The sequence below is a fragment of the Enterococcus sp. B2E4 genome (genome assembly GCF_030499455.1).
GTDB lineage: Bacteria > Bacillota > Bacilli > Lactobacillales > Enterococcaceae > Enterococcus_D > Enterococcus_D casseliflavus.
The window spans coordinates 165,505-186,000 of the sequence record NZ_JAUKPK010000006.1 but is presented as its reverse complement, the minus strand read 5'-3'; the positions used below and the strand labels follow the sequence as shown (position 1 = coordinate 186,000).

Annotated in this window: 20 protein-coding genes; 17 read left to right on the top strand and 3 right to left on the bottom strand. The window is 42.7% G+C overall.

The annotated features are described in order from the left end of the window. Positions 1 to 33: 33 nt before the first annotated feature. The 5 genes from Q1X33_RS07495 to Q1X33_RS07475 all read left to right on the top strand — a co-directional run bounded on the left by Q1X33_RS07495 (position 34) and on the right by Q1X33_RS07475 (position 4,208). The gene (locus tag Q1X33_RS07495; RefSeq protein ID WP_010748389.1) at positions 34 to 1,197 is read left to right on the top strand and encodes a class I SAM-dependent RNA methyltransferase; all 1,164 of its coding nucleotides are present in this window, start codon (positions 34 to 36) and stop codon (positions 1,195 to 1,197) included. After that, positions 1,194 to 2,708, top strand: coding sequence for a carboxypeptidase M32 (locus tag Q1X33_RS07490; protein ID WP_005226140.1), 1,515 nt, complete (start codon positions 1,194 to 1,196; stop codon positions 2,706 to 2,708). Before Q1X33_RS07495 ends, Q1X33_RS07490 begins: the two co-directional genes overlap by 4 nt. 146 nt (positions 2,709 to 2,854) lie before the next feature. Next, the gene (locus tag Q1X33_RS07485) at positions 2,855 to 3,514 is read left to right on the top strand and encodes an HD domain-containing protein (RefSeq protein ID WP_005226139.1); all 660 of its coding nucleotides are present in this window, start codon (positions 2,855 to 2,857) and stop codon (positions 3,512 to 3,514) included. Positions 3,515 to 3,597: 83 nt separating this feature from the next. After that, positions 3,598 to 3,978 (top strand): hypothetical protein, encoded by a 381-nt coding sequence (locus Q1X33_RS07480; RefSeq protein ID WP_005226138.1) that lies wholly within the window; start codon positions 3,598 to 3,600, stop codon positions 3,976 to 3,978. Positions 3,979 to 4,013: 35 nt separating this feature from the next. Beyond that, positions 4,014 to 4,208 (top strand): hypothetical protein, encoded by a 195-nt coding sequence (locus Q1X33_RS07475; RefSeq protein ID WP_301969610.1) that lies wholly within the window; start codon positions 4,014 to 4,016, stop codon positions 4,206 to 4,208. Between the two features lie 156 nt (positions 4,209 to 4,364). Here the strand turns inward: Q1X33_RS07475 and Q1X33_RS07470 are convergent, their stop codons facing one another. Further along, the gene (locus Q1X33_RS07470) at positions 4,365 to 4,691 is read right to left on the bottom strand and encodes a hypothetical protein (protein WP_005226136.1); all 327 of its coding nucleotides are present in this window, start codon (positions 4,689 to 4,691) and stop codon (positions 4,365 to 4,367) included. Positions 4,692 to 4,784: 93 nt separating this feature from the next. Here Q1X33_RS07470 and Q1X33_RS07465 point away from each other — a divergent pair, with 93 nt between their 5' ends. After that, the gene (locus tag Q1X33_RS07465; protein ID WP_034868620.1) at positions 4,785 to 5,948 is read left to right on the top strand and encodes a VanZ family protein; all 1,164 of its coding nucleotides are present in this window, start codon (positions 4,785 to 4,787) and stop codon (positions 5,946 to 5,948) included. Between the two features lie 58 nt (positions 5,949 to 6,006). Next, complete coding sequence (locus Q1X33_RS07460; RefSeq protein WP_005226134.1) at positions 6,007 to 7,353, top strand: DEAD/DEAH box helicase; 1,347 nt, start codon at positions 6,007 to 6,009, stop codon at positions 7,351 to 7,353. Positions 7,354 to 7,384: 31 nt separating this feature from the next. On the opposite strand, the gene Q1X33_RS07455 is transcribed toward Q1X33_RS07460, so the two are convergent. Further along, on the bottom strand, positions 7,385 to 7,828 hold the full coding sequence (locus Q1X33_RS07455) for a GNAT family N-acetyltransferase (protein WP_005226133.1): 444 nt from the start codon (positions 7,826 to 7,828) through the stop codon (positions 7,385 to 7,387). Between the two features lie 70 nt (positions 7,829 to 7,898). Here Q1X33_RS07455 and Q1X33_RS07450 point away from each other — a divergent pair, with 70 nt between their 5' ends. The 4 genes from Q1X33_RS07450 to cls all read left to right on the top strand — a co-directional run bounded on the left by Q1X33_RS07450 (position 7,899) and on the right by cls (position 14,855). Then, positions 7,899 to 8,951, top strand: a complete 1,053-nt coding sequence (locus Q1X33_RS07450) for a hypothetical protein (protein WP_005226132.1) — start codon at positions 7,899 to 7,901, stop codon at positions 8,949 to 8,951. A gap of 351 nt (positions 8,952 to 9,302) precedes the next feature. Beyond that, positions 9,303 to 11,945 (top strand): alanine--tRNA ligase, encoded by a 2,643-nt coding sequence (alaS, locus tag Q1X33_RS07445; protein ID WP_005226131.1) that lies wholly within the window; start codon positions 9,303 to 9,305, stop codon positions 11,943 to 11,945. A gap of 276 nt (positions 11,946 to 12,221) precedes the next feature. Further along, a complete protein-coding gene (locus tag Q1X33_RS07440; RefSeq protein ID WP_005231381.1) occupies positions 12,222 to 13,364 on the top strand; it encodes a cation diffusion facilitator family transporter in 1,143 nt (380 codons plus the stop codon). A 24-nt stretch (positions 13,365 to 13,388) separates the two neighbouring features. Continuing rightward, the gene (cls, locus tag Q1X33_RS07435; RefSeq protein ID WP_015509734.1) at positions 13,389 to 14,855 is read left to right on the top strand and encodes a cardiolipin synthase; all 1,467 of its coding nucleotides are present in this window, start codon (positions 13,389 to 13,391) and stop codon (positions 14,853 to 14,855) included. Here cls and Q1X33_RS07430 read toward each other — a convergent pair. Then, positions 14,835 to 15,251, bottom strand: coding sequence for a ribonuclease HI family protein (locus Q1X33_RS07430; protein WP_005226128.1), 417 nt, complete (start codon positions 15,249 to 15,251; stop codon positions 14,835 to 14,837). The two genes, cls and Q1X33_RS07430, sit on opposite strands and share 21 nt — an antisense overlap. A 65-nt stretch (positions 15,252 to 15,316) precedes the next feature. On the opposite strand from Q1X33_RS07430, the gene Q1X33_RS07425 reads away from it, so the two are divergent. From Q1X33_RS07425 to Q1X33_RS07400, 6 genes are all read left to right on the top strand, one after another. Further along, positions 15,317 to 15,727 carry an EbsA family protein gene (locus tag Q1X33_RS07425; RefSeq protein WP_005231379.1) on the top strand — a complete coding sequence of 137 codons (411 nt, stop codon included), beginning with the start codon at positions 15,317 to 15,319 and terminating at the stop codon, positions 15,725 to 15,727. Positions 15,728 to 15,936: 209 nt separating this feature from the next. Next, entirely contained in the window at positions 15,937 to 17,607 is a 1,671-nt protein-coding gene (locus tag Q1X33_RS07420) for a formate--tetrahydrofolate ligase (protein WP_005226126.1), read from the top strand. Between the two features lie 443 nt (positions 17,608 to 18,050). Then, a complete protein-coding gene (locus Q1X33_RS07415; RefSeq protein ID WP_241761356.1) occupies positions 18,051 to 18,242 on the top strand; it encodes a hypothetical protein in 192 nt (63 codons plus the stop codon). Then, the gene (locus Q1X33_RS07410; protein ID WP_005226123.1) at positions 18,235 to 18,942 is read left to right on the top strand and encodes a CBS domain-containing protein; all 708 of its coding nucleotides are present in this window, start codon (positions 18,235 to 18,237) and stop codon (positions 18,940 to 18,942) included. Before Q1X33_RS07415 ends, Q1X33_RS07410 begins: the two co-directional genes overlap by 8 nt. Then, positions 18,939 to 19,424 (top strand): signal peptidase II, encoded by a 486-nt coding sequence (lspA, locus tag Q1X33_RS07405; protein ID WP_005226122.1) that lies wholly within the window; start codon positions 18,939 to 18,941, stop codon positions 19,422 to 19,424. The genes Q1X33_RS07410 and lspA overlap by 4 nt, the downstream gene beginning before the upstream one ends. Then, positions 19,408 to 20,316, top strand: coding sequence for an RluA family pseudouridine synthase (locus Q1X33_RS07400; protein WP_005226121.1), 909 nt, complete (start codon positions 19,408 to 19,410; stop codon positions 20,314 to 20,316). Before lspA ends, Q1X33_RS07400 begins: the two co-directional genes overlap by 17 nt. Positions 20,317 to 20,496 lie beyond the last annotated feature (180 nt).

Sequence of the window (20,496 nt, the reverse complement as noted above, 5' to 3'; positions counted from 1 at the left end):
GGAAGGTTTTTTTATACCAAGAAGGAGAGCGTTATGACTGAAAAAACATTTAATTGTATTGCCACCGCTGCGAGCGGTTTAGAAGCACTAGTGGGCAAAGAATTACGGGATTTAGGGATCGAGTGTGAGGTTGAAAACGGCCGAGCGCGTTTTAAAGGGACGATGGAGACCATTGCTACCGCGAACTTGTGGCTCCGTACAGCGGACCGTATCAAAATTGTCGTCGGGGAATTTGACGTATTGACTTTCGATCAGCTGTTTGAAGAAGTTAAAGCGTTACCGTGGGAAGACTTTTTACCTTTAGATGCTGAATTTCCGGTAGCTGGAAAATCAATCAAATCAAAATTGTATAGTGTACCTGATTGTCAAGCGATTACCAAAAAAGCAATCGTCAATCGCTTAAGAGAAGTATACCATCGTCCAGCAAGTGTGCCGCTGACTGAAACGGGCGCTTTTTTCCAATTAGAAGTCGCTTTATTGAAAGACCATGCGATGATCACATTGGATACGACTGGCCCTAGTTTGTTTAAACGTGGCTATCGTTTAGAAAAAGGAGGCGCGCCGCTGAAAGAAAACATGGCTGCGGCTTTAGTGATGCTGACAAATTGGTACAAAGACAAGCCGTTTGTCGATCCCGTTTGTGGATCAGGCACGTTGTGCATTGAAGCAGCGTTGATCGGTCACAATATCGCCCCTGGCTTTAATCGGGAATTTGTTTGCGAAACGTGGGATTGGTTCCCAGCAGAAGTATTTGAAAAAGTACGGAAAGAAGCAGATGAAGCAGCAGATTATGATGTCGAATTAGATATTACCGGTTCGGATATCAATGGTCGAATGATTGAGATCGCCCGCAGAAATGCGGAAGAAATCGGTCTAGGAGACTCGATCACATTCAAACAACAAGCCGTTAAAGACTTTAAAACAGAAAAAGAGTATGGTGTCGTTGTGGCTAACCCTCCTTATGGTGAACGCTTAGGAGAAGAAGCGTCCGTTCAGCGACTGTATCAGGAAATGGGCCAAGTGTTTCGGCCGCTAAAAACCTGGAGCAAGTACTTTTTGACCAGTGACTTGACTTTTGAGACCCATTACGGCGAAAAAGCGACAAAAAAACGCAAATTATACAACGGTGCGATTCGTACCGATCTCTTCCAATACTGGGGACAACGTCCGCCACGCAAAAAGGAGTCTGCTGAATGAAAGAACAAGAATTTCTGAAAGAATTAAAAGAAATCGATCTATTACAACAAGCAATGGGGATCTTAGGCTGGGATAATCAAACAGGGATGCCAGAAAAAGCCAGTGATTACCGTGCGGAAGTTGACAGCTATTTATATGGTCTATACTTTGACAAAAAAGTGGGGGAACCAATCCAAGAAGCGATCAGCTATTTCGGGAAACACCCAGATGAATTATCAGAAGTAGGGAAAGCTGCGTATCAATTAGTCAAAGAAGAATATGAATTGCAAAAAGATGTACCCAATGAGTTGGCGATGGCGGCTTCCGCAGCTACGTCAAAAGCACATACTGCTTGGCTCAAAGCCCGTAAAGAAAAAGATTTTTCTTTATTTAAAGACGCTCTTTCTGAAAACATTCGCTTGACGAAAGAATTGATTCCTTATTGGAAGAAAAATGAGCTGACGAACTATGACGTCTTGTTAAACCAATACGAGCCGAATATGACGGTTGAGATCTTGGATAACGTATTCTCACAAGTGAGAGACGGTATCATGGATATTCGTCGTCAATTGGCTGAAAAAGGAACAGCGCCAGATACTTCGATCCTTTCACGTAATATGACCGAAGCGCAACAACGTAAATTTATCTCAAAAGTGATCGCCGACTTAGGCTATGACTTTTCTCGCGGCCGTTTGGATAATACGGTCCACCCATTCGCTACGGGGATCAACCACAATGATGTACGGTTGACCACACGCTGGAGCGAAACTGACTTTTCGATGGGACTGTTCGGTGTGATTCATGAAGCTGGTCACGGGATGTACGAGCAAAACATCGATGAGAAATACGAAGGCACGCCTGTTCATGAAGGGGCGTCCATGGGAATCCACGAATCCCAATCGCTGTTTAATGAAATCATTATCGGCAGCAACCGCAATTTCTGGGCAAAGCAATACCCATTTTTCCAAGAATGTGCGGAAGGCACGTTTGATGATGTGTCTTTTGACACTTTCTATGACTCCTTAAAGCATTCAAAAGCTAGCTTGATCCGTATTGAAGCTGATAGTCTGACATATGTCATTCATATTATTATTCGTTACGAGATCGAAAAAATGATCTTTAACGAAACCGTATCGATCGATGAACTGCCAAAAATCTGGAATGACAAATACGAGGAATATTTAGGGATTCGTCCAGAAAATGACTTGGAAGGGATCTTACAAGACGTTCATTGGTCAGGTTCAAGCTTCGGGTATTTCCCATCCTATGCTCTAGGATATATGTATGCAGCGCAATTACTCCACGCCATGGAAAAAGAAATTAATGTCGATGAAGTGTTGGCTTCGGATGATTATTCACCGATTCGTAAATGGCTGACTGAAAATATTCATCAATATGGCGCATCCAAGAAACCAAATGAATTGATTTTAGATGCAACGGATGAATTATTGAATCCTCAATATCTATTAGACTATTTACGCAAGATCTATTTTAGTGTCTATAAAATCAGCGAGACGCAAGATTTCGCTTAAAAGTAACGAATGGAAAGAAGCTTCGCAAGACGTTGCCGCCCCAATTATTTCATGGGGTGCTCGTCTTGTTGAACTTCTTTTCCTTTTGTATCAATCACCATCGAAAAAAGAAGGCTAGCTGCTTTCATATCGAAAGAAGGAAAAAAATGAAGGAAGAATACAATGTTGCCGATCTTAGCAAAGTAATTGCTTATGCCGAAAGTATTCTGGGGAATGATTACACAGGACATGGGTTTGATCATGTCAAACGAGTGGCTGGGTTAAGTCAAGCCATCATTGATGCCGACGAATTGGCAGTTGATTGCTTTGTCGTACAGGCGGCAGCCTATCTCCATGATACGGTGGATGACAAAGTTGTGGCGGATGTCACAGCGGCGTCTAATGAAGTGCGAGCTTGTTTGACCACAGCGGGAGCCAGTGAAGCACAAACGAAAGAAATTTTTTCTATTATCGAGAATCTGTCTTTTTCAAAAGAACTTTTGCAAGGCGCGCAAGTTGTCTCAGTAGAAGGCCGCGTCGTTCGTGATGCAGATCGTCTCGATGCTTTAGGTGCGATCGGTATTTTACGGACGAGTTATTTTGGTGGCAGTCATCAACACCCGATCCATGTCAGTGACTTAGCCCCAAAGACGTTTCAAAATCATGAAGATTACCGAAAAGGGACGACGGTGATCAATCATTTTTATGAGAAACTATTTTTGCTTCCTGAAAAGATGACCACGGCGTATGGCAAAAAAGAAGCCCAACGACGTGTGGCTTTCATGAAGGATTTTTTAGAAGAATTCTATGCAGAATGGGATGTCTAACTTTGTTTAGAGTTTTTTAAACTAAAATTCGATTATTTCCTTTTTCCTCCTTTGTTCTTTATAATAGTAAGTACAAAGGAGGGATGGAAATGTACTACCAACAGGCATTACAACCGAATGAATTATTGCCAGCGATTTCCAATTCAGGAGAGTGCTTTTTTGTCATTCGGGCTGAGCTACCCATCCGGCAATATCAAATCGCAGTCTATCTTTACGACGATCAATTCTTTTTGTTGCAAGATGATCGCTTGTTTGATCAAATCGACCAAATCTCTAGTGAAACATTAGGGGATGAAGAAGAGATTTTACCATTTATCGAAGAAGCGCTGGAAGAAAACCATTATTTATTAGTGGAAAAAGCGTTTATTCGTTTAGATCTATCTACTTTACAAAAGATGACCGATCTTACTAGTTTCGATATCTTGTTTTATGAATTTTTTGACTCATGGGGGGAAGAAGGATGAAACGGACTTAATACGTAACGCTACAAGACCAAACATTGATCGACCTATTCCAGCAGTTAGGAGAGGATGTTTCGAATCTCGAGCTGATCGATGAAGAAAAGAATATCGATGTGGTGGTTGTGTCGAATAGTGATTGGCAATATTTATTGGAGCAAGTCAATGATGATGTGAAAGAGTCTTTTGCTGATACCTCAGAGACAGACCTGGATGAAGAACTAGCCGACGAATAAACCTTTTTTTAGTTGATAAACTGTTTTACTACGAAAGTGGCGGATGGATCTTTAGAAGGGGTCTAGCAATCAAGGCAGCTTACCAAAAAAATACGAAGCGATCTCATTTCCCGTCAAGAGGAGCAGGATCAATTCGTATTTCTAGGTAGGTTGCTTTTATTTTGTCCGCAGACGAACGTTTTTGACTTTTAAATAGCCGCGAATCAAGTTGACAATCAGTAAAAGAATGCCCACAATCAATGGAATCGCTAATAAGTAAGGCGAGTAAAGGTGGGTTGCTTGCACGTGTTCAAGAGATGTTTTCTCCACTTCATTGATGGCTTGTTGAATGACTTGTAAACTAAATCCTGTCAGAAAACCAGCAATGATGAAAAGGACGAAGCCTAAATAGGGAATATCGGAAGACCGGCGAAAAAGAGCAAAAGCTGCATATAAAACCAAAAGGAATGCCGGTACGCCAAAGGCAAAATAGGGATTTAACATGGTTTTTTAACCTCCTTTTCTTTTATGATACTCCAAAATTTACGTTTTGGGAAATAGCGTGTAAGATAAAAAGAAAACGTGAAGGAGTTCTTTATGTCCGCTTATATTACCCCAATAAAGGTTGCCTTGCTGGTTTTTCCTTTCCTAGCATTGGCGATATCAATGATTTTTTTTGTTATCCAATATCGAAAATACGGTCGTTTTATCTTGTCACGCGCACTGGTTCTGTATTCATTTGTCTTCTATTTATTGTGCGCCTATTTCTTAGTTATCCTACCATTGCCCTCGATCGAAGAGGTAGCGCAGATGACTGGTCCTAAGATGGAATTGCAGTTAGGGGCATCGTGGCAACATTTTGTCCAACAGACCGTCTTAAACATTCACGATTCGCAAACCTATCTTCCCGCTATGAAGCAGGGGGTCTTCCTTGAGCCACTCTTTAATTTATTGTTGACCTTACCATTTGGGGTCTATTTGCGTTATTACTTCAAATGTTCCTTTTTAAAAACACTCGTTATTACGTTTTGCTTGACGTTGTTTTTTGAATTAACGCAGTTGACGGGACTGTATTTTATTTATCCTCGTCCGTATCGCTTATTCGATGTCAATGATCTCTTTGTCAATACAGTTGGAGGGCTTGTGGGCTGGACGATCGCCCCGCTTTTTACGTTCTTATTGCCATCAAGGGAAGAGATGGATGCCGATTCTTACGCAAAAGGCACTCGGGTGACTGTGACACGAAGGGTGTTTGCTTGGTTGATCGACTGGGCAATACTGAATGTGGTCAGTTTTATTGTGGTGATCGCTGTTCGTTTGCTCACTCAACAGACGGTTCGGGACTTTAGTGGGGACTATTGGTACTTTGCTCTTGAAGTGTTGCTGTACTTTGTGTTGTTGGCTTACCTTGCCAAAGGACAAACGATTGGAAAAAAACTCGTACGAATCAAAATCATGCAAGAAGGCCGTGAGCGTGTCAGCTTGGGGGCTTTATTTAAACGCTATGGTTTGTTTTATCTGATTTATGCCAGCATCAGTCGGGTCAATATCTTTTTCGCACCGTTTCTTGAGTCCAACAATCTGCTGCTTTTAGTCGTTAGTTTGTTGATGGTAGTTATTTTTGGGTTGATCCAGTTTGGTTTTTACTTGAATCTTTTGTGGGCAGCAATAAAAAAAGAAAGCCGCTTTTTCTATGAACGCCGCAGTGCAACGTATACTATCAGTACGATCGATCCTCAATCGATTACAAAAGAAAGTTAGGAAAACAAGGCAACATATGCTATAATCCAAAGGATGCTAAAAGAAAGAAGGTGTTTGAATGTCTTTTGAGTCATTTAAATTTCAACCATTTATTTATGAAGCACTTGCTGATAAAAAGTTCTCTAAACCAACAGAAGTGCAAGAAAAACTGATACCTGTTATCCAAAAAGGGCGCAGTGTTGTAGGGCAATCACAGACCGGAAGTGGTAAGACCCACACATTTTTACTGCCGTTGATGGATAAAATCGATGCCGAAAAAGATGAAGTGCAAGTAGTGATCACTGCACCGAGTCGTGAATTAGCCACGCAAATCTATCACGCCGCAAAACAAATCGGCGGATTTCATGATCCTGAAATTCGAGTGTCAAATTTCGTCGGAGGAACGGATAAGCAACGTCAATTAAGCCGTCTGCAAAATCAACAGCCCCATGTCGTGATTGGGACACCTGGTCGTATCTTGGATATGATCAACGAACAAGCGTTAGGGGTTCACACTGCCAATGTATTTGTCGTGGATGAAGCAGACATGACCTTGGATATGGGCTTTTTGGAAGAAGTCGATCAAATTGCGGGGCGTTTGCCTGAGAAACTACAAATGCTGGTTTTCTCCGCAACGATTCCAGAGAAATTGCGCCCATTCTTGAAAAAATACATGGCCAATCCATTGATCGAAGAAATCAAATCGAAAGCAGTCATCTCTGATACGATCGAGAATTGGTTGATTTCTACCAAAGGGAAAAATACCAATAAATTGATCTATCAATTATTGACTACAGGCCATCCCTATCTTGCCATCGTTTTTGCCAACACGAAGAGCCGTGTGGATGAAATTACGGATTACTTAAAGGAACAAGGCTTAAAAGTAGCGAAGATCCACGGCGACATCAGTCCTCGTGAAAGAAAACGGATCATGCGCCAAGTGCAAAATTTGGACTACCAATATGTTGTCGCAACAGATTTAGCTGCGCGAGGAATTGATATTGAAGGGGTTTCTCATGTCATCAATGCTGAGATTCCAGCTGATTTGGATTTCTTTATCCACCGTGTTGGTCGGACCGGTCGAAACCAAATGGATGGGACCGCGATCACTTTATATGATCCAAGCGATGAAGGGGCAATCCAAGCCATCGAAGATCTAGGGGTTGTTTTCCAACCGAAGGAAATCAAAAATGGCGAGATCGTTGCGACTTACGATCGGAATCGTCGGCAAAAGCGGGAAAAATCTCGTGACGAATTAGACCCAACCTTGATTGGCTTAGTCAAGAAAAAGAAGAAGAAAATCAAGCCTGGCTACAAGAAAAAAATTCAATGGGCCGTTGATAAGAAGAACAAAGAAAAACGGAAGATCGAACGTCGTCAAACGACTCGAACCGCCCGCAAAAACAAGAAAAATTCGAATAGCTAATGCTTACCAAAACAGCAGTCAAGGAAGAGAACTACTCTTCCTTGACTGCTGTTTTTAATTGTTTGGTCATTTCTACACACAATACGCCATCTTCAGCATAGGGTTCAGATGTTTTTTGATACCCACAGGATTCATAAAACGCACAAGCGTCGATCTCTGCGGATAACACTGATTGGAGGGCACCCTCTTGGGCACCACGCATTTCGAGATAATGCAATAATTTGGTGCCGTATCCTTGGTGCCGATAGGCCTTAGCTACGCAAAAGCGATCAGGTTGCAGAGTGTTCGGTGAAGAGAATTGATAGCGAATGGTCGCGATCGGGATGCGTCCATCTAACCAAAGATAGTATGGGCAAGTTTGGTCTTTTTCATCAAATTCCCAATCTATAGGAATGTGCTGTTCTTCCACAAAAACGGCTTGCCGCAGGGCGAAAACCGCTTGTAGCATCCACGGACTGCGTCCAAAATAAAGCATCCGTCGTTTTCCTCCTTTTTCGTGGTATACTCGTTATATAGTAATTGTAGCAGATGAGAGGAGAAATGACGTGGATTTTTTTGAGGCGTTACAATGGTCAAATTGGAAGACACTGTCCTTTGAAATCAAAGAACAGCTGATCCAGCAAATTTTAATGTATTTTGTCAGTCCTTTAAAGGAGATCACCGATGTCCATTTTAGTCAGTTGACGTATGCAGGGTTGAAATGTGCTACCTTTGAATTAACGATCGATGGCGAAGACTTTGTCTTTATACCAGGGAACTCTGAGGCGATCTTAGGTTGGGATCTCGGTGTGCAAGGATTACCAGCTACTTGCTGGAGTAAAAATTGGCAGTCACCACCCAACGAGATCATTCGCCAGCTGGAAACAATCTATGAGTTAGAAACCAGCCAGGATTGGGGGATTTTTGTCAATGAGTCTACGAGCCCTTTGCGCAAAGCTGTGATTGATCCTATGCTAGTCCAAAAAAGTTCTCTGCCTGCTGGCGCAAGGTATATCGGGCAGTTAAATACAATCACTGGGGAGTTTCACGGGTTAGTCGATCAATTCAGTGTTTTCGAAAAAGAGCTAAAGGCACAATTCACAGCACCAGCGTCCTTTGAGGAAAGCTTGCGTTGGGAATTACCCGCTTTTTACCACGAAGAGAATCGCTATTTTGCTGCACTCGAGCCGTTATCGGAAACCTATCAGTTATTTACCCACGAATCCGTCAGTCAAACAGAATTGAAACAGCAGTTAGACAAACAAGGCTTTCAGTTGCTATCAGAGGATCAATGGGAATACGTTTGCGGTGCTGCGACTCGGCGACTTTTTCGCTGGGGCAATGAAAAGTCCTGCGACGATGGTGTCTCTTTGTCAACCGCTGAATTGCTTGAACCGAATTTATTTGGCTGCACCTATGGGCTTGCGGATGCGTGGGAGCTGACAGATGGCTTGTCTTTAAAAATGGAGAACTGGCAGATTTGTGGGCATCCTTTATTCGATGCCTTGCCATATGCCAGTTATTACCGTTCACGGAAAATGCTGCAGCCAGATCAAAAGCTTTCTCCCCAGAGCTATCGTTACCGCAAAGCGATTCTGATCAACAAAGAACGGATTTGAGGATTGACTTTTTCGAAACATTTCCTTATACTTTGAATGACGAAGGATATGGTCGGTTTGATGATTCATTACAGAAAGTTTTTCATTGCTGAGAGAAAAACATGAATTCGGACGGATTGCTCCCTTTGGTGCTCAACTGCAGCAGAAATGTTGCCGTCCACTCCGCGTTAACGAGTCTAAGAGGTAATGAGTCACATCATTGCAAGCAAGGTGGTACCGCGTATCGACGTCCTTGCTCTGCAATGGTGTTTTTTTATCGTCAAAATGACTCTACAGGAATAAGAGCGCCTTACCAGCAATTTTGTCAGCCCCTGTATCTTAAGCGAACACAGAAGAAAGTAGGAGAATAACGTGAAACAATTATCCAGTGCAGAAGTACGCCAAATGTTTTTGGACTTCTTTCAATCAAAAGGACATTCCATCGAGCCGAGTGCGTCCCTTGTTCCAGTCAACGATCCAACCCTGTTATGGATCAATTCAGGGGTGGCAACGCTAAAAAAATATTTTGATGGCAGTGTTGTTCCTGAAAACCCAAGAATTACCAATGCGCAAAAATCGATTCGGACTAACGACATTGAAAACGTTGGGAAAACAGCAAGACATCATACGATGTTTGAAATGCTAGGCAACTTTTCAATCGGCGATTACTTCAAAAATGAGGCGATCCATTGGGCATGGGAGTTTTTGACCTCACCAGAATGGATGGCTTTTGATCCAGACAAATTATATGTCACGGTTTATCCAAAAGACACAGAAGCAAAACGGATTTGGGCAGAAGAAGTCGGCTTACCACCAGAGCATATCGTTGAGATTGAAGACAACTTTTGGGACATCGGTGCAGGACCTTGTGGACCGGATTCAGAGATTTTCTATGACCGTGGTCCTGAGTTTAATGACGTAGCGGAAGATGATCCCGAAAACTACCCTGGTGGCGAAAATGAACGCTATTTGGAAATCTGGAATCTGGTCTTTTCAGAATTCAATCATCAACCAGATGGCTCCTATGAACCACTACCACATAAAAACATTGATACGGGGATGGGGCTGGAACGAATGGTTTCCATCGTTCAAAATGCACCAACCAATTTTGAAACAGACTTGTTTCTGCCGATCATTAATGCAGTGGCAGATTTAAGCGGTCGTGTGAACTACGGCGACAGCAAAACGACAGATATCTCCTTTAAAGTGATTGCAGACCATATCCGCGCGCTTTCTTTTGCGATCGGCGATGGGGCACTTCCTTCAAATGAAGGCCGTGGCTATGTTTTACGTCGTTTATTACGTCGTGCAGTCATGCATGGGAAAAAATTAGGGATCGATACTGCCTTCTTATACAAATTAGTACCGATCGTTGGCGAGATCATGGAAAGCTACTATCCTGAAGTACTAGAACAGCAAGAATTTATTGAGAAAGTGATCCGCAACGAGGAAGAACGTTTCCATGAAACGATCAATGAAGGGTTAGATATTTTAAATCAAGTGATCGCCCAAGTAAAAGCAGACGGTCAAGATACGTTAGCTGGTCAAGATATTTTCAAATTGTATGACACTTACGGCTTCCCAGTTGAATTGACAGAAGAAGTGGCGGAAGACGAAGGGTTGAAAGTGGACCACCAAGGGTTTGAACAAGAAATGGATGCACAACGTGCCCGTGCTCGTGCGGCTCGACAAACGGAGCTTTCAATGGGCGTACAATCCGCTTTATTGACAGATATCAAAGTAGACAGCCGTTTCGTTGGCTATGATTCACTTGAAGCAAACAGCGAATTATTAGTGATCATCCAAGACGAAGCGTTACATGATTCTGTTTCGACAGGTGAAGCAAAAATGATTTTTGCCGAAACACCATTTTACGCAGAAATGGGTGGACAAGTTGCGGATACAGGCACGATCGTAGCAGAAGATGGTACGATTGTAGCGGAAGTGACGGATGTCAAAAAAGCACCGAACGGTCAGTTCTTGCATACTGCTACAATCAAAGCGCCACTAAAAGAAGGCGTGAACTATTTCTTACAAGTGGATCAGCATCGTCGCAATAAGATCATTAAAAATCATACGGCGACTCACTTATTGCATAAAGCCTTAAAAGAAGTATTAGGCAGCCATGCGAACCAAGCAGGTTCATTAGTTGCTCCAGGACATTTGCGCTTTGACTTTAGTCATTTTGGGCAAGTGACCAGCGAAGAGCTGAGCCAAATGGAACAAATCGTCAACCAGAAAATTTGGGAAGCTCTTCCTGTTGTGACGATCGAAACGGATATCGATACCGCAAAAGGCATGGGAGCGATGGCACTCTTTGGTGAAAAATATGGGCATGACGTTCGCGTCGTCAATGTTGCCGATTGGTCGATCGAATTATGTGGGGGAACCCATGTAGCAAATACGGAGGATATCGGTATTTTCAAAATCGTTTCTGAATCAGGGATCGGTGCTGGTGTTCGTCGGATCGAAGCAGTGACTAGTCAAGAAGCTTATACGTTATTGCATGAAGAAGAAGCGCAATTAAAAGCAATTGCAGGGATCGTTAAATCCGCCCAATTAAAAGAAGTCGTTGCCAAAACAGAACAACTGCAAGCGCAGCTGCGTGAATTGCAAAAAGAAAACGAAGCTCTTGCCAGCAAGTTAGCAAACCAGCAAGCAGGGGATGTTTTCAAGGATGTCAAAGAAGTAAATGGTCTGCGTCTGATCACAGCCAAAGTGACTGTAAAGGACATGAACCAATTACGTCAACTAGCTGACCAATGGAAACAAAAAGACCATTCTGATATTTTAGTGTTAGCTACCGCGAATGATGGCAAAGTGAATCTTTTAGCTGCCATGAACAAAGCAGCCAACGAAAAAGGATTGAAAGCAGGCGATTTGATCAAAGAGATCGCACCTAAAGTTGGCGGCGGCGGTGGCGGCCGTCCTGATATGGCACAAGCCGGCGGGAAGAATCCAGAAGGAATCGCAGCAGCACTTGAGACAGCAGCAGCGTGGTTAGCTGCCAAGTAAGCACACTATGGTTGAATCTGTACCCGCGAGTTCCTTTCCTTTAAGAAGATAGGTGAAAGAGGAGCGTAGGTCTTTAACACATTCCTTTTTTGAACGAAGATGACGGAGGGGGAGACCCTTCCGTTATCTTTTTCCTTTTTTCCTACGTGTTATCTGAAAATGCGTTTGATAATTGAAGGGAATTCGCTTTTTTTTCGAAAAAACGATACGAATAGTTGTTTAATTGAATTCCTTCGGGGTAAAATAAGAAAGATGGTTTTTTGAGAGGGTGATGATTTGCTAAACTTTTTTTTAAATCGCAGCAAAAAAAATGGTGTCTACGAACGTACAGCCATCGGGAAGTTAGCAGGTAGCCTCGGGTTGCTTTCCAACCTACTATTATTTGCTGGGAAATTTATCATTGGCTTATCTGCCCAGTCTGTTTCGATTATGGCAGATGCCATCAACAGTCTTTCAGATACCGCTTCGTCTATTTTAACATTGATCGGTTTTCGGATCTCTGCGAAACCAGCCGACAGTGAACATCCATATGGTCATGAGCGATTTGAAGCCATCAGTGGGTTTGTAGTATCTTTGATCATCACGTTTGTTGGCGGCCAATTTCTCATCAGCTCTGTGCAACGCATCATGGAACCGACGAGTATCCGTCTTTCCCCACTATTGTTTATCGTTTTGGTCTTATCGATTTTGATCAAAATCTGGCAGGGAGCGATGTACCGCAAACTGGCGAACCTGATCGGCTCTCAAACACTTAAAGCCAGCGGACAAGACAGTCTCAACGATGTGTATACAACGGGGGCAGTTTTGTTTTCAGCGACGATCGAGTGGCTGACTGGCCTACGTATCGATGGCTTTGTCGGCTGTCTGATTGCCTTGTATATTTTGATTAGCGGAATCAAAATGATTCGTTCCTTTATCAACGAATTATTAGGGGCACGCCCAACCCAAGAAGAAGTAGCTGCCATGGAGCAACGCTTGGATCACTATCCGACGATTCTCGGTTACCATGATTTACTGGTTCATAATTATGGACCGAAAAATCGCTTTGCCAGTGTGCATATCGAAGTGGATGAAACGTGGTCTTTACGAGAAGCGCATGAGGTGATTGATGCGATTGAACAAGATTTTCATCAATCTTTAAAGGTCGACCTGGTCTGTCATCTTGATCCAGTACCAATTCAAGATCAGCAGTATCGGCATTTAAAAAAAGAAGTGTCAAAGATCATTCGCTTCGTTGACCCACAGTTACGGATGCATGATTTTCAGGTCAAAGGAGATCTGTTGGCTTTTGATTTAGTGATTCCCGCAAAATCGGCGTATAGTGATCAAGAAATCGAAGAAATGCTGAAACAAAAAATCAAAGAAACACTAGGGGACTATGAATTGAAGCTTGCTTTCGATCACAGTTACCTATTATAGGGTTACAGGATATAGGAGGAAACTATGATAAAAATGGATATGAGCATGATTTCCACGGTATTATTGGCACTTTTGTTTATTAATACGATCGCTGCCTTTATTACTGTTTTTCGGAAACCACGCTCGATTGCAAGTGTCTTTGCTTGGATGATGACGTTGGTATTCATCCCCGGCATCGGGTTCTTGTTGTACTTGTTTTGTGGTCGGGGGATCGACGGAGAAATTATTTATAAATTTAGTGAGCACCACCAAAGTAGGATCAATGAGTTGAATCAAATCATCAAAGTGCACAATTATTCTTTTCCTGAACATCCTTACTCAGATGACAATCATCTATTAGAGCGCTATTTTAAGAACCTTGATGAATCGCCCTTGACGAAAGGAAACAAAGTAGAATTTTATACAGATGGAAAAGAAAAATTTGCAGCATTGTTTGAGGACATGAAGCAAGCAGAAGATAATCTGCATGTGGAGTATTATTCGTTTTTTAATGATGAGATCGGTGGCCAATTCTTGTCAATCTTGATCGATAAAGCCCGTGAAGGTGTTGAAGTGCGTTTGGTCTATGATCCATGGGGGTCACCGAAGGCCAATCGGAAATTCTTTCAACCGTTGATTGATGCCGGTGGAAAAGTCGTGCCTTTCATCACTTCGAAGAACCTGATCCGCAACACACGATTGAACTACCATCTACATCGAAAAATCGTTGTGATCGATGGTCAAATCGGATGGACTGGCGGCTTTAATGTCGGCGATCAATATTTAGGGAAAAAGGCCAAATTTGGCTATTGGCGAGACACCCATGCGAGAATCGTAGGTACTGCCAGTTTTACACTACAAGAGATTTTTATTCGTGACTGGAACGCATCTGTAAAAAGAGAAGAGGATCAGCTGGAATACGAGGATCGTTACTTTATTCTACCGCCGAAAGAGCGCTCTGGAAATGTCGATTTGCAGATCGTCGCTGATGGGCCTGAAAGTGAGACCCAAATTCTCAAAGGCGGTTTTGTAAAAATGATCTTAGCTGCCAAAGAATCGATTTGGATCCAAACGCCTTATTTGATTCCTGATGACAGTATGATGAACGCATTGGAAATTGCCATCCACTCAGGTGTAGACGTCCGAATCATGATTCCATGTATGCCTGACCACCCATTCATTTATCGGGCAACACAGCATTATGCTAATTACTTGCATCGCCGTGGTGCAAAAATCTACATCTATAACAATGGTTTCCTCCATGCGAAGACGGTCATGATGGATGATACCATTAGTTCCTTTGGGACGACGAATCAAGACATTCGGAGTTATGCCTTGAATTTTGAAGTCAATGCCTTCGCCTACGATCACGATGTCACGCAAACGTTGAAAGGCTTCTTTGAAGAAGATATGGCACAATCAACATTACTGACGGATGAAATTTTGGCGAAGCAATCTTACTGGTTGCGCTTCAAACAAAACTTCTCTCGGTTATTGTCTCCGATCCTTTAATTTCATCGCTTTTGCTAATCCTTGGCGTGCCAAATGGTCGGCACCTTTGTTTTGACTCTCAGGGACCCATTGGATGATTGCTAAAGCGAACTGTTTCAACAAGTATTGAATTTCTGTTAAATAATCAGAAAAAGCAGGGTTTTTGGTATAATTCTTGTCGATGGTCTGCGCAACGACTTTGCTGTCGGTATAGAGCATAATTGTCTGTTCCTGTAAACCTTTGTCAATCAGCAGCTGCAACGCGTTGACCATCACAGCGAACTCTGCTTGGTGGTTGGTTGAATCAGGTAGCGGAAACGCAATTTGTTCATGCAGATCAGTACCGACAATGACGATTCCACCGCCACTAGGGCCGGGGTTGCCTTTCGTGGAAGCATCAAGATAAACTTTTAACATTGTCTCACCCTTTTTTGATATGATAAAGATAGTATACTAGAAATTTTATGTTGTGAGGAACTTTTATGAAGCGTAAATTGTATTGGCAACCGGAAGCTGCTACAGCGATCATTTATTGGTCGTTTACTATGATGATATTATTTATCAGTTTGATTCTTTCGTTAGAAAATACCAGACCTTATTGGAAAAGCAACCTCGTTTTAGCCGTCTTTTTCTTTTTTGTATGGTTAGGGATTCACCGAAGCATGCTCATCAGGAATGATTTGCTCCTGATTCGCTATGCGCGCTTATGGAAGAAAAGCCTTATTTCTTTACCTGAGATAGAAAAATGGCAAATTATAAACCGTTTAATAAGCATTACCGATCATCAAAAAACGTATACCTTCACGTTGCGTAAAAAAGATGTGGCATGGTTAGAAACTTTTTTTCAAGAAAAAATCCCTGAAAAAAGGGTGCAGGTCAAAACCAACGAGTAATTCATAGGAATCTAGAAAGCAACGATCACTCCTTTTGGCGTTACAGCCTTAGGAGGGACGTTGTTTTTTGTTTACATAAAGGATTCGTGAAACTTCTTGTAAAAGTGTGAAAAATCACTCTTTCTTTCTGAATAAAATCAAGTATAATAAGATCATAGCAAACAAAATACATTTTAAAGTGCTAAATAGTTCGTGAATTGAGGGTAAAAATGAAATCAGATATCGAAATTGCACAAGAATCAATGCCTAAACCGATTATTAAAATTGCTGAACCACTTGGTTTAACAGGCGATGATCTGGAACTTTATGGCAAATATAAAGCAAAAATCGAATGGTCGGCAATCAACGAAAAAGCAAACAATCCGCTGGGTAAACTTATTTTAGTCACAGCGATCAGTCCGACACCCGCTGGAGAAGGCAAGTCAACCGTGACCATTGGACTTGCAGATGCGTTAAATCAAATCGGCAAGCAAACCGTCATCGCCTTACGTGAGCCATCTTTAGGACCAGTAATGGGCATCAAAGGCGGCGCCACCGGCGGCGGCAAAGCACAAGTGTTGCCGATGGAGGACATCAACTTACACTTCACTGGCGATATGCATGCGATCACAGCAGCAAACAATGCCTTGTCTGCATTGATCGATAACCATATCCAGCAAGGCAATGAGTTGGGGATCGACGGACGTCGGGTCACATGGAAACGGGTTGTCGATTTGAATGATCGAGCGTTACGACAAGTGATCGTCGGTCTAGGGGGACCGTTACAAGGCGTTCCCCGAGAAGACGGTTTTGACATCACCGTTGCTAGTGAAATCATGGCGATTTTGTGCTTGGCAACAAGCATTGATAATTTAAAAGAGCGATTAGGAAAGATTTTAATTGGTTATTCTTTTGAGAAACAACCGATTTACGTAAAAGATCTGGCGGTCCAAGGTGCTTTAGCCTTACTTTTAAAAGATGCCCTCAAACCGAATCTTGTTCAAACGATTGAAGGAACCCCTGCGCTGATCCATGGCGGACCTTTTGCGAATATTGCCCATGGGTGTAATAGTGTCATCGCAACCGAGACGGCTTTGCACTTAGGCGAATACACGGTGACCGAAGCTGGGTTTGGTGCTGACTTAGGGGCAGAGAAATTTCTTGATATCAAAACACCGAACTTATCAAAGGCACCAGATGCGATCGTAGTAGTAGCGACGATCAGAGCACTGAAGATGCATGGTGGGATCGCTGTGGCTGATTTATTGACAGAAAACTTAAAAGCATTAGAGTTAGGCTTCAGTAATTTAAAGCGACATGTTGAAAACATGCGTAAATACGGGATTCCAGTTGTCGTTGCGCTTAATGAGTTCTCACAAGACACCGAAGCGGAGCGAACACTAGTCGAAACCATGTGCCAGCAAATCGACGTCCCCATCGCACGGACAGCCGTTTGGGCAGACGGTGGTGCAGGTGGAACGGATCTAGCAAAAGCAGTGGTTCAAGTAATCGAGGAAAAACCTGCCAACTATCAACGCTTGTATACCGACGATTTGCCTTTAGCGGATAAAGCTTCTTTGATCGTGCGTGAGATCTATGGCGGGGCAGAGGTTGAGTTTGCGCCGAAAGCCAAGGCACAGTTGCAAAGCTTCAAAGAACAAGGCTGGGATCAGCTGCCGATCTGTATGGCAAAAACCCAGTATTCCTTCAGTGATGATCCAAAACGATTGGGCGCACCAGATGACTTTACAGTAACGATTCGCGAATTCGTGCCAAAAATAGGGGCTGGCTTTATCGTAGCCTTGACAGGTGCCGTGATGACGATGCCAGGATTACCGAAGAAACCTGCCGCCATCAATATGGACGTGACTTCTGATGGCCAAGCGATCGGTCTTTTCTAAAAGAGCTATCACAAACAAAGAAGGCATTCGCGGCATTTGAAACGGAAAAACGGAAAGAGATGATTTGAAAGGACGGGTGCAAGCGGCATTCGTCTTTTTCTCGTTCATTAGACGTGATGGAAGATAAAAGTAGGGTTTCTTGTTATAATAATCAAGGAAGCAAGCAAATGTCTATTTTCTTTCTTTTGATAATCAAGTATACTTAACCAATTGAGGTGATCTTTGTCAATGGAGCTACAACTAACTAGGAGGACTGGTTTTTATGGAATGGGCAGTCCCTTGGAGGTCATGCAAGGAAAAAAAGAATCGCTGCCATCAATCATCAGCAAACGATTTTTTTGGCGCTAGCTGAGCAGACGCCGATTCGTGTGCGCATGTTTTTTTTAGAAAGTCAGCCTTTTCAGTTACCAAAAGGCCAATCAGCGCTCAAGCTGGAGGTCGTGATGAATCCTGCGCTTAAAAGAATATATATCGGCTTTTATTTAAGCCTTTTTCTCATGATGGGGGTATTGGGCTTATTATCCATCTCCCTTTACTCGTTGCTTTTTGTCGGTGTGTATTTAGTGGCATATTTTGTCTTTGTTTTGATTTATTTAAAAAAAGCGTATCTTATCAAGGAGGTTCCTCATGGCTAGTGGTGCAGATCAATTTTTGAGCAGTTTTAATCGAATCGAAAAGCGGCTTCGTGACGAATTGGATAATCCGCGGAATATGGGTTTTTCTGAAATGGTTCGTCGCTTGTCAAAAAGCAAAAATATCAATGTCAGAAGAGCAGAAGATGATCTATTACAAATGGCTCAGCTGCGCAATGCCATCGTACATGAAAAAATCGGAGAAAACTTTGTCATTGCGGAACCGAATGAATGGGTTGTCAATCGCATCCAAGAAATTGAACGCTCCTTACTGGCACCTGAAAAAGTCATGCCGCGTTTTGCGAAACGAGTGACTGGTTTTGAAAAGCACCTGCCATTACCAGAGTTATTGAAAATCGTTGCCCAAAAGCGCTATTCACAATTTCCGATCTATGATAATGGTCGATTTTTGGGCTTGATCACCTTGCGGATGCTGGGATACTGGTTAGCGAAAGAAAGCCTCCATGGTGAAATCAAGTTGGCAGGCAGAACGGCAGATGAATTATTAGCAGGAGATGGGAAACGATCGAATTATTGTTTCGTGTCGGCTGAAACGACCATCGTAGAAGTGGAAGAATTGTTTCAAAAAAATGCCCTGCTTGAGGCGGTTTTGATCACCAAGGATAAAAATCCGAATGGAAATCTCTTGGGCATCATCCGTCCGCGAGATATTTTTAAAGAAGAAAGAGTGGAAAATTTATGATCGCGTTGTTTTTTTTGTTAAGTGCTGTTGTCATTGGCTTGGATCAATGGCTGAAAATTTGGATCGTTGCCAATTATCAACTGGGTGAAACACATTCTCTGATCGACAATGTGTTGTCCCTGACCTATCTTCAGAATACGGGCGCAGCTTGGAGTATTCTAGAAGGAAAAATCACCTTTTTTGCGATCATCACGGTTATCGCGGTTGCTGTTGTTGTTTACCTATTGTTTCGCTACCAAAAAAGCAGCCTATGGTTTCGTTTCGGACTGGCGTTTGTTCTAGGTGGGGCGATCGGTAATTTTATCGATCGGTTGCAGCATGGCTTTGTGGTCGATATGTTCCAGCTTGATTTTATCAATTTCCCAATTTTCAATATCGCTGATATGTCATTAGTTTTCGGGGTGATCTTGATTTTTATTTATGCACTGGTAGATGACGAAGCAAAAGGGAAACAAGGAGAATCAAATGGAAAAGCAAATTGAAGTAATCATTAAAGAAGAAAAAGGGCGGGTCGACAAAGTGTTGGCTGAACGCTTGCCAAATCATAGTCGGTCACAAATCCAGCAGTGGCTAAAAGAAGATGCGGTCACATTGAAGGGCGAAACGGTTCGGGCAAATTATAAGGTAAAAGCAGGTGATCACTTGATCATCCAAGTACCAGAACCTGAAGTTGTAGATTTACAACCAGAAAATATTCCTTTGACGATCGTCTATCAAGATGCTGATGTGGCAGTCATCAACAAACCGCAAGGGATGGTGGTTCATCCATCCGCTGGGCATCCAAATGGCACCTTGGTTAATGCGTTATTGTACCATATGGATGATTTATCCACGATCAATGATGTTGTTCGGCCAGGAATCGTTCATCGAATCGACAAAGATACGTCGGGTCTGTTAATGATCGCCAAAAATGATCAGGCACATGAGTCGTTAGCGAAACAATTGAAAGACAAAACATCGTTACGCAAGTACGTAGCATTGGTTCATGGTACGATCAGCCACGAAAAAGGCACCATCAATGCACCAATCGGTCGATCAAAAGTCAATCGCAAAATGCAAGCCGTGATCGAAAATGGCAAACCCGCTGTCACTCACTTCACCGTGTTGGAGCGCTTCGAGCAGTTCACCTTAGTAGAACTACAGCTGGAAACAGGAAGAACCCATCAAATAAGAGTCCACATGCAGTACATCGGTTTTCCGCTAGCTGGCGATCCGCTATATGGACCTAAACGCACGCTAAAAGGCAATGGGCAGTTTTTACATGCCAAGCTTCTAGGCTTCACCCACCCAACAACAGGCGAGTCGCTAGTCTTTGAAGCGCCATTACCAGAGCTGTTCGCCGACACGTTAAAAAAATTGCGAAAAAATGATTGATTTTTTTGTGTGAGAACTGTATAGTAATTGTAACAACTAAATAGCTCCTTTAAATGTAGTCCCGTGAGGCTAAGAAGGAATGAGTAAGCAGACGACTCCCGCGTTGGAGATTCGAACCCTTACTAGATGATAACGTGTACCCAAAATCCACAGAATGGGATTTTAGGCAACGATCGGAAA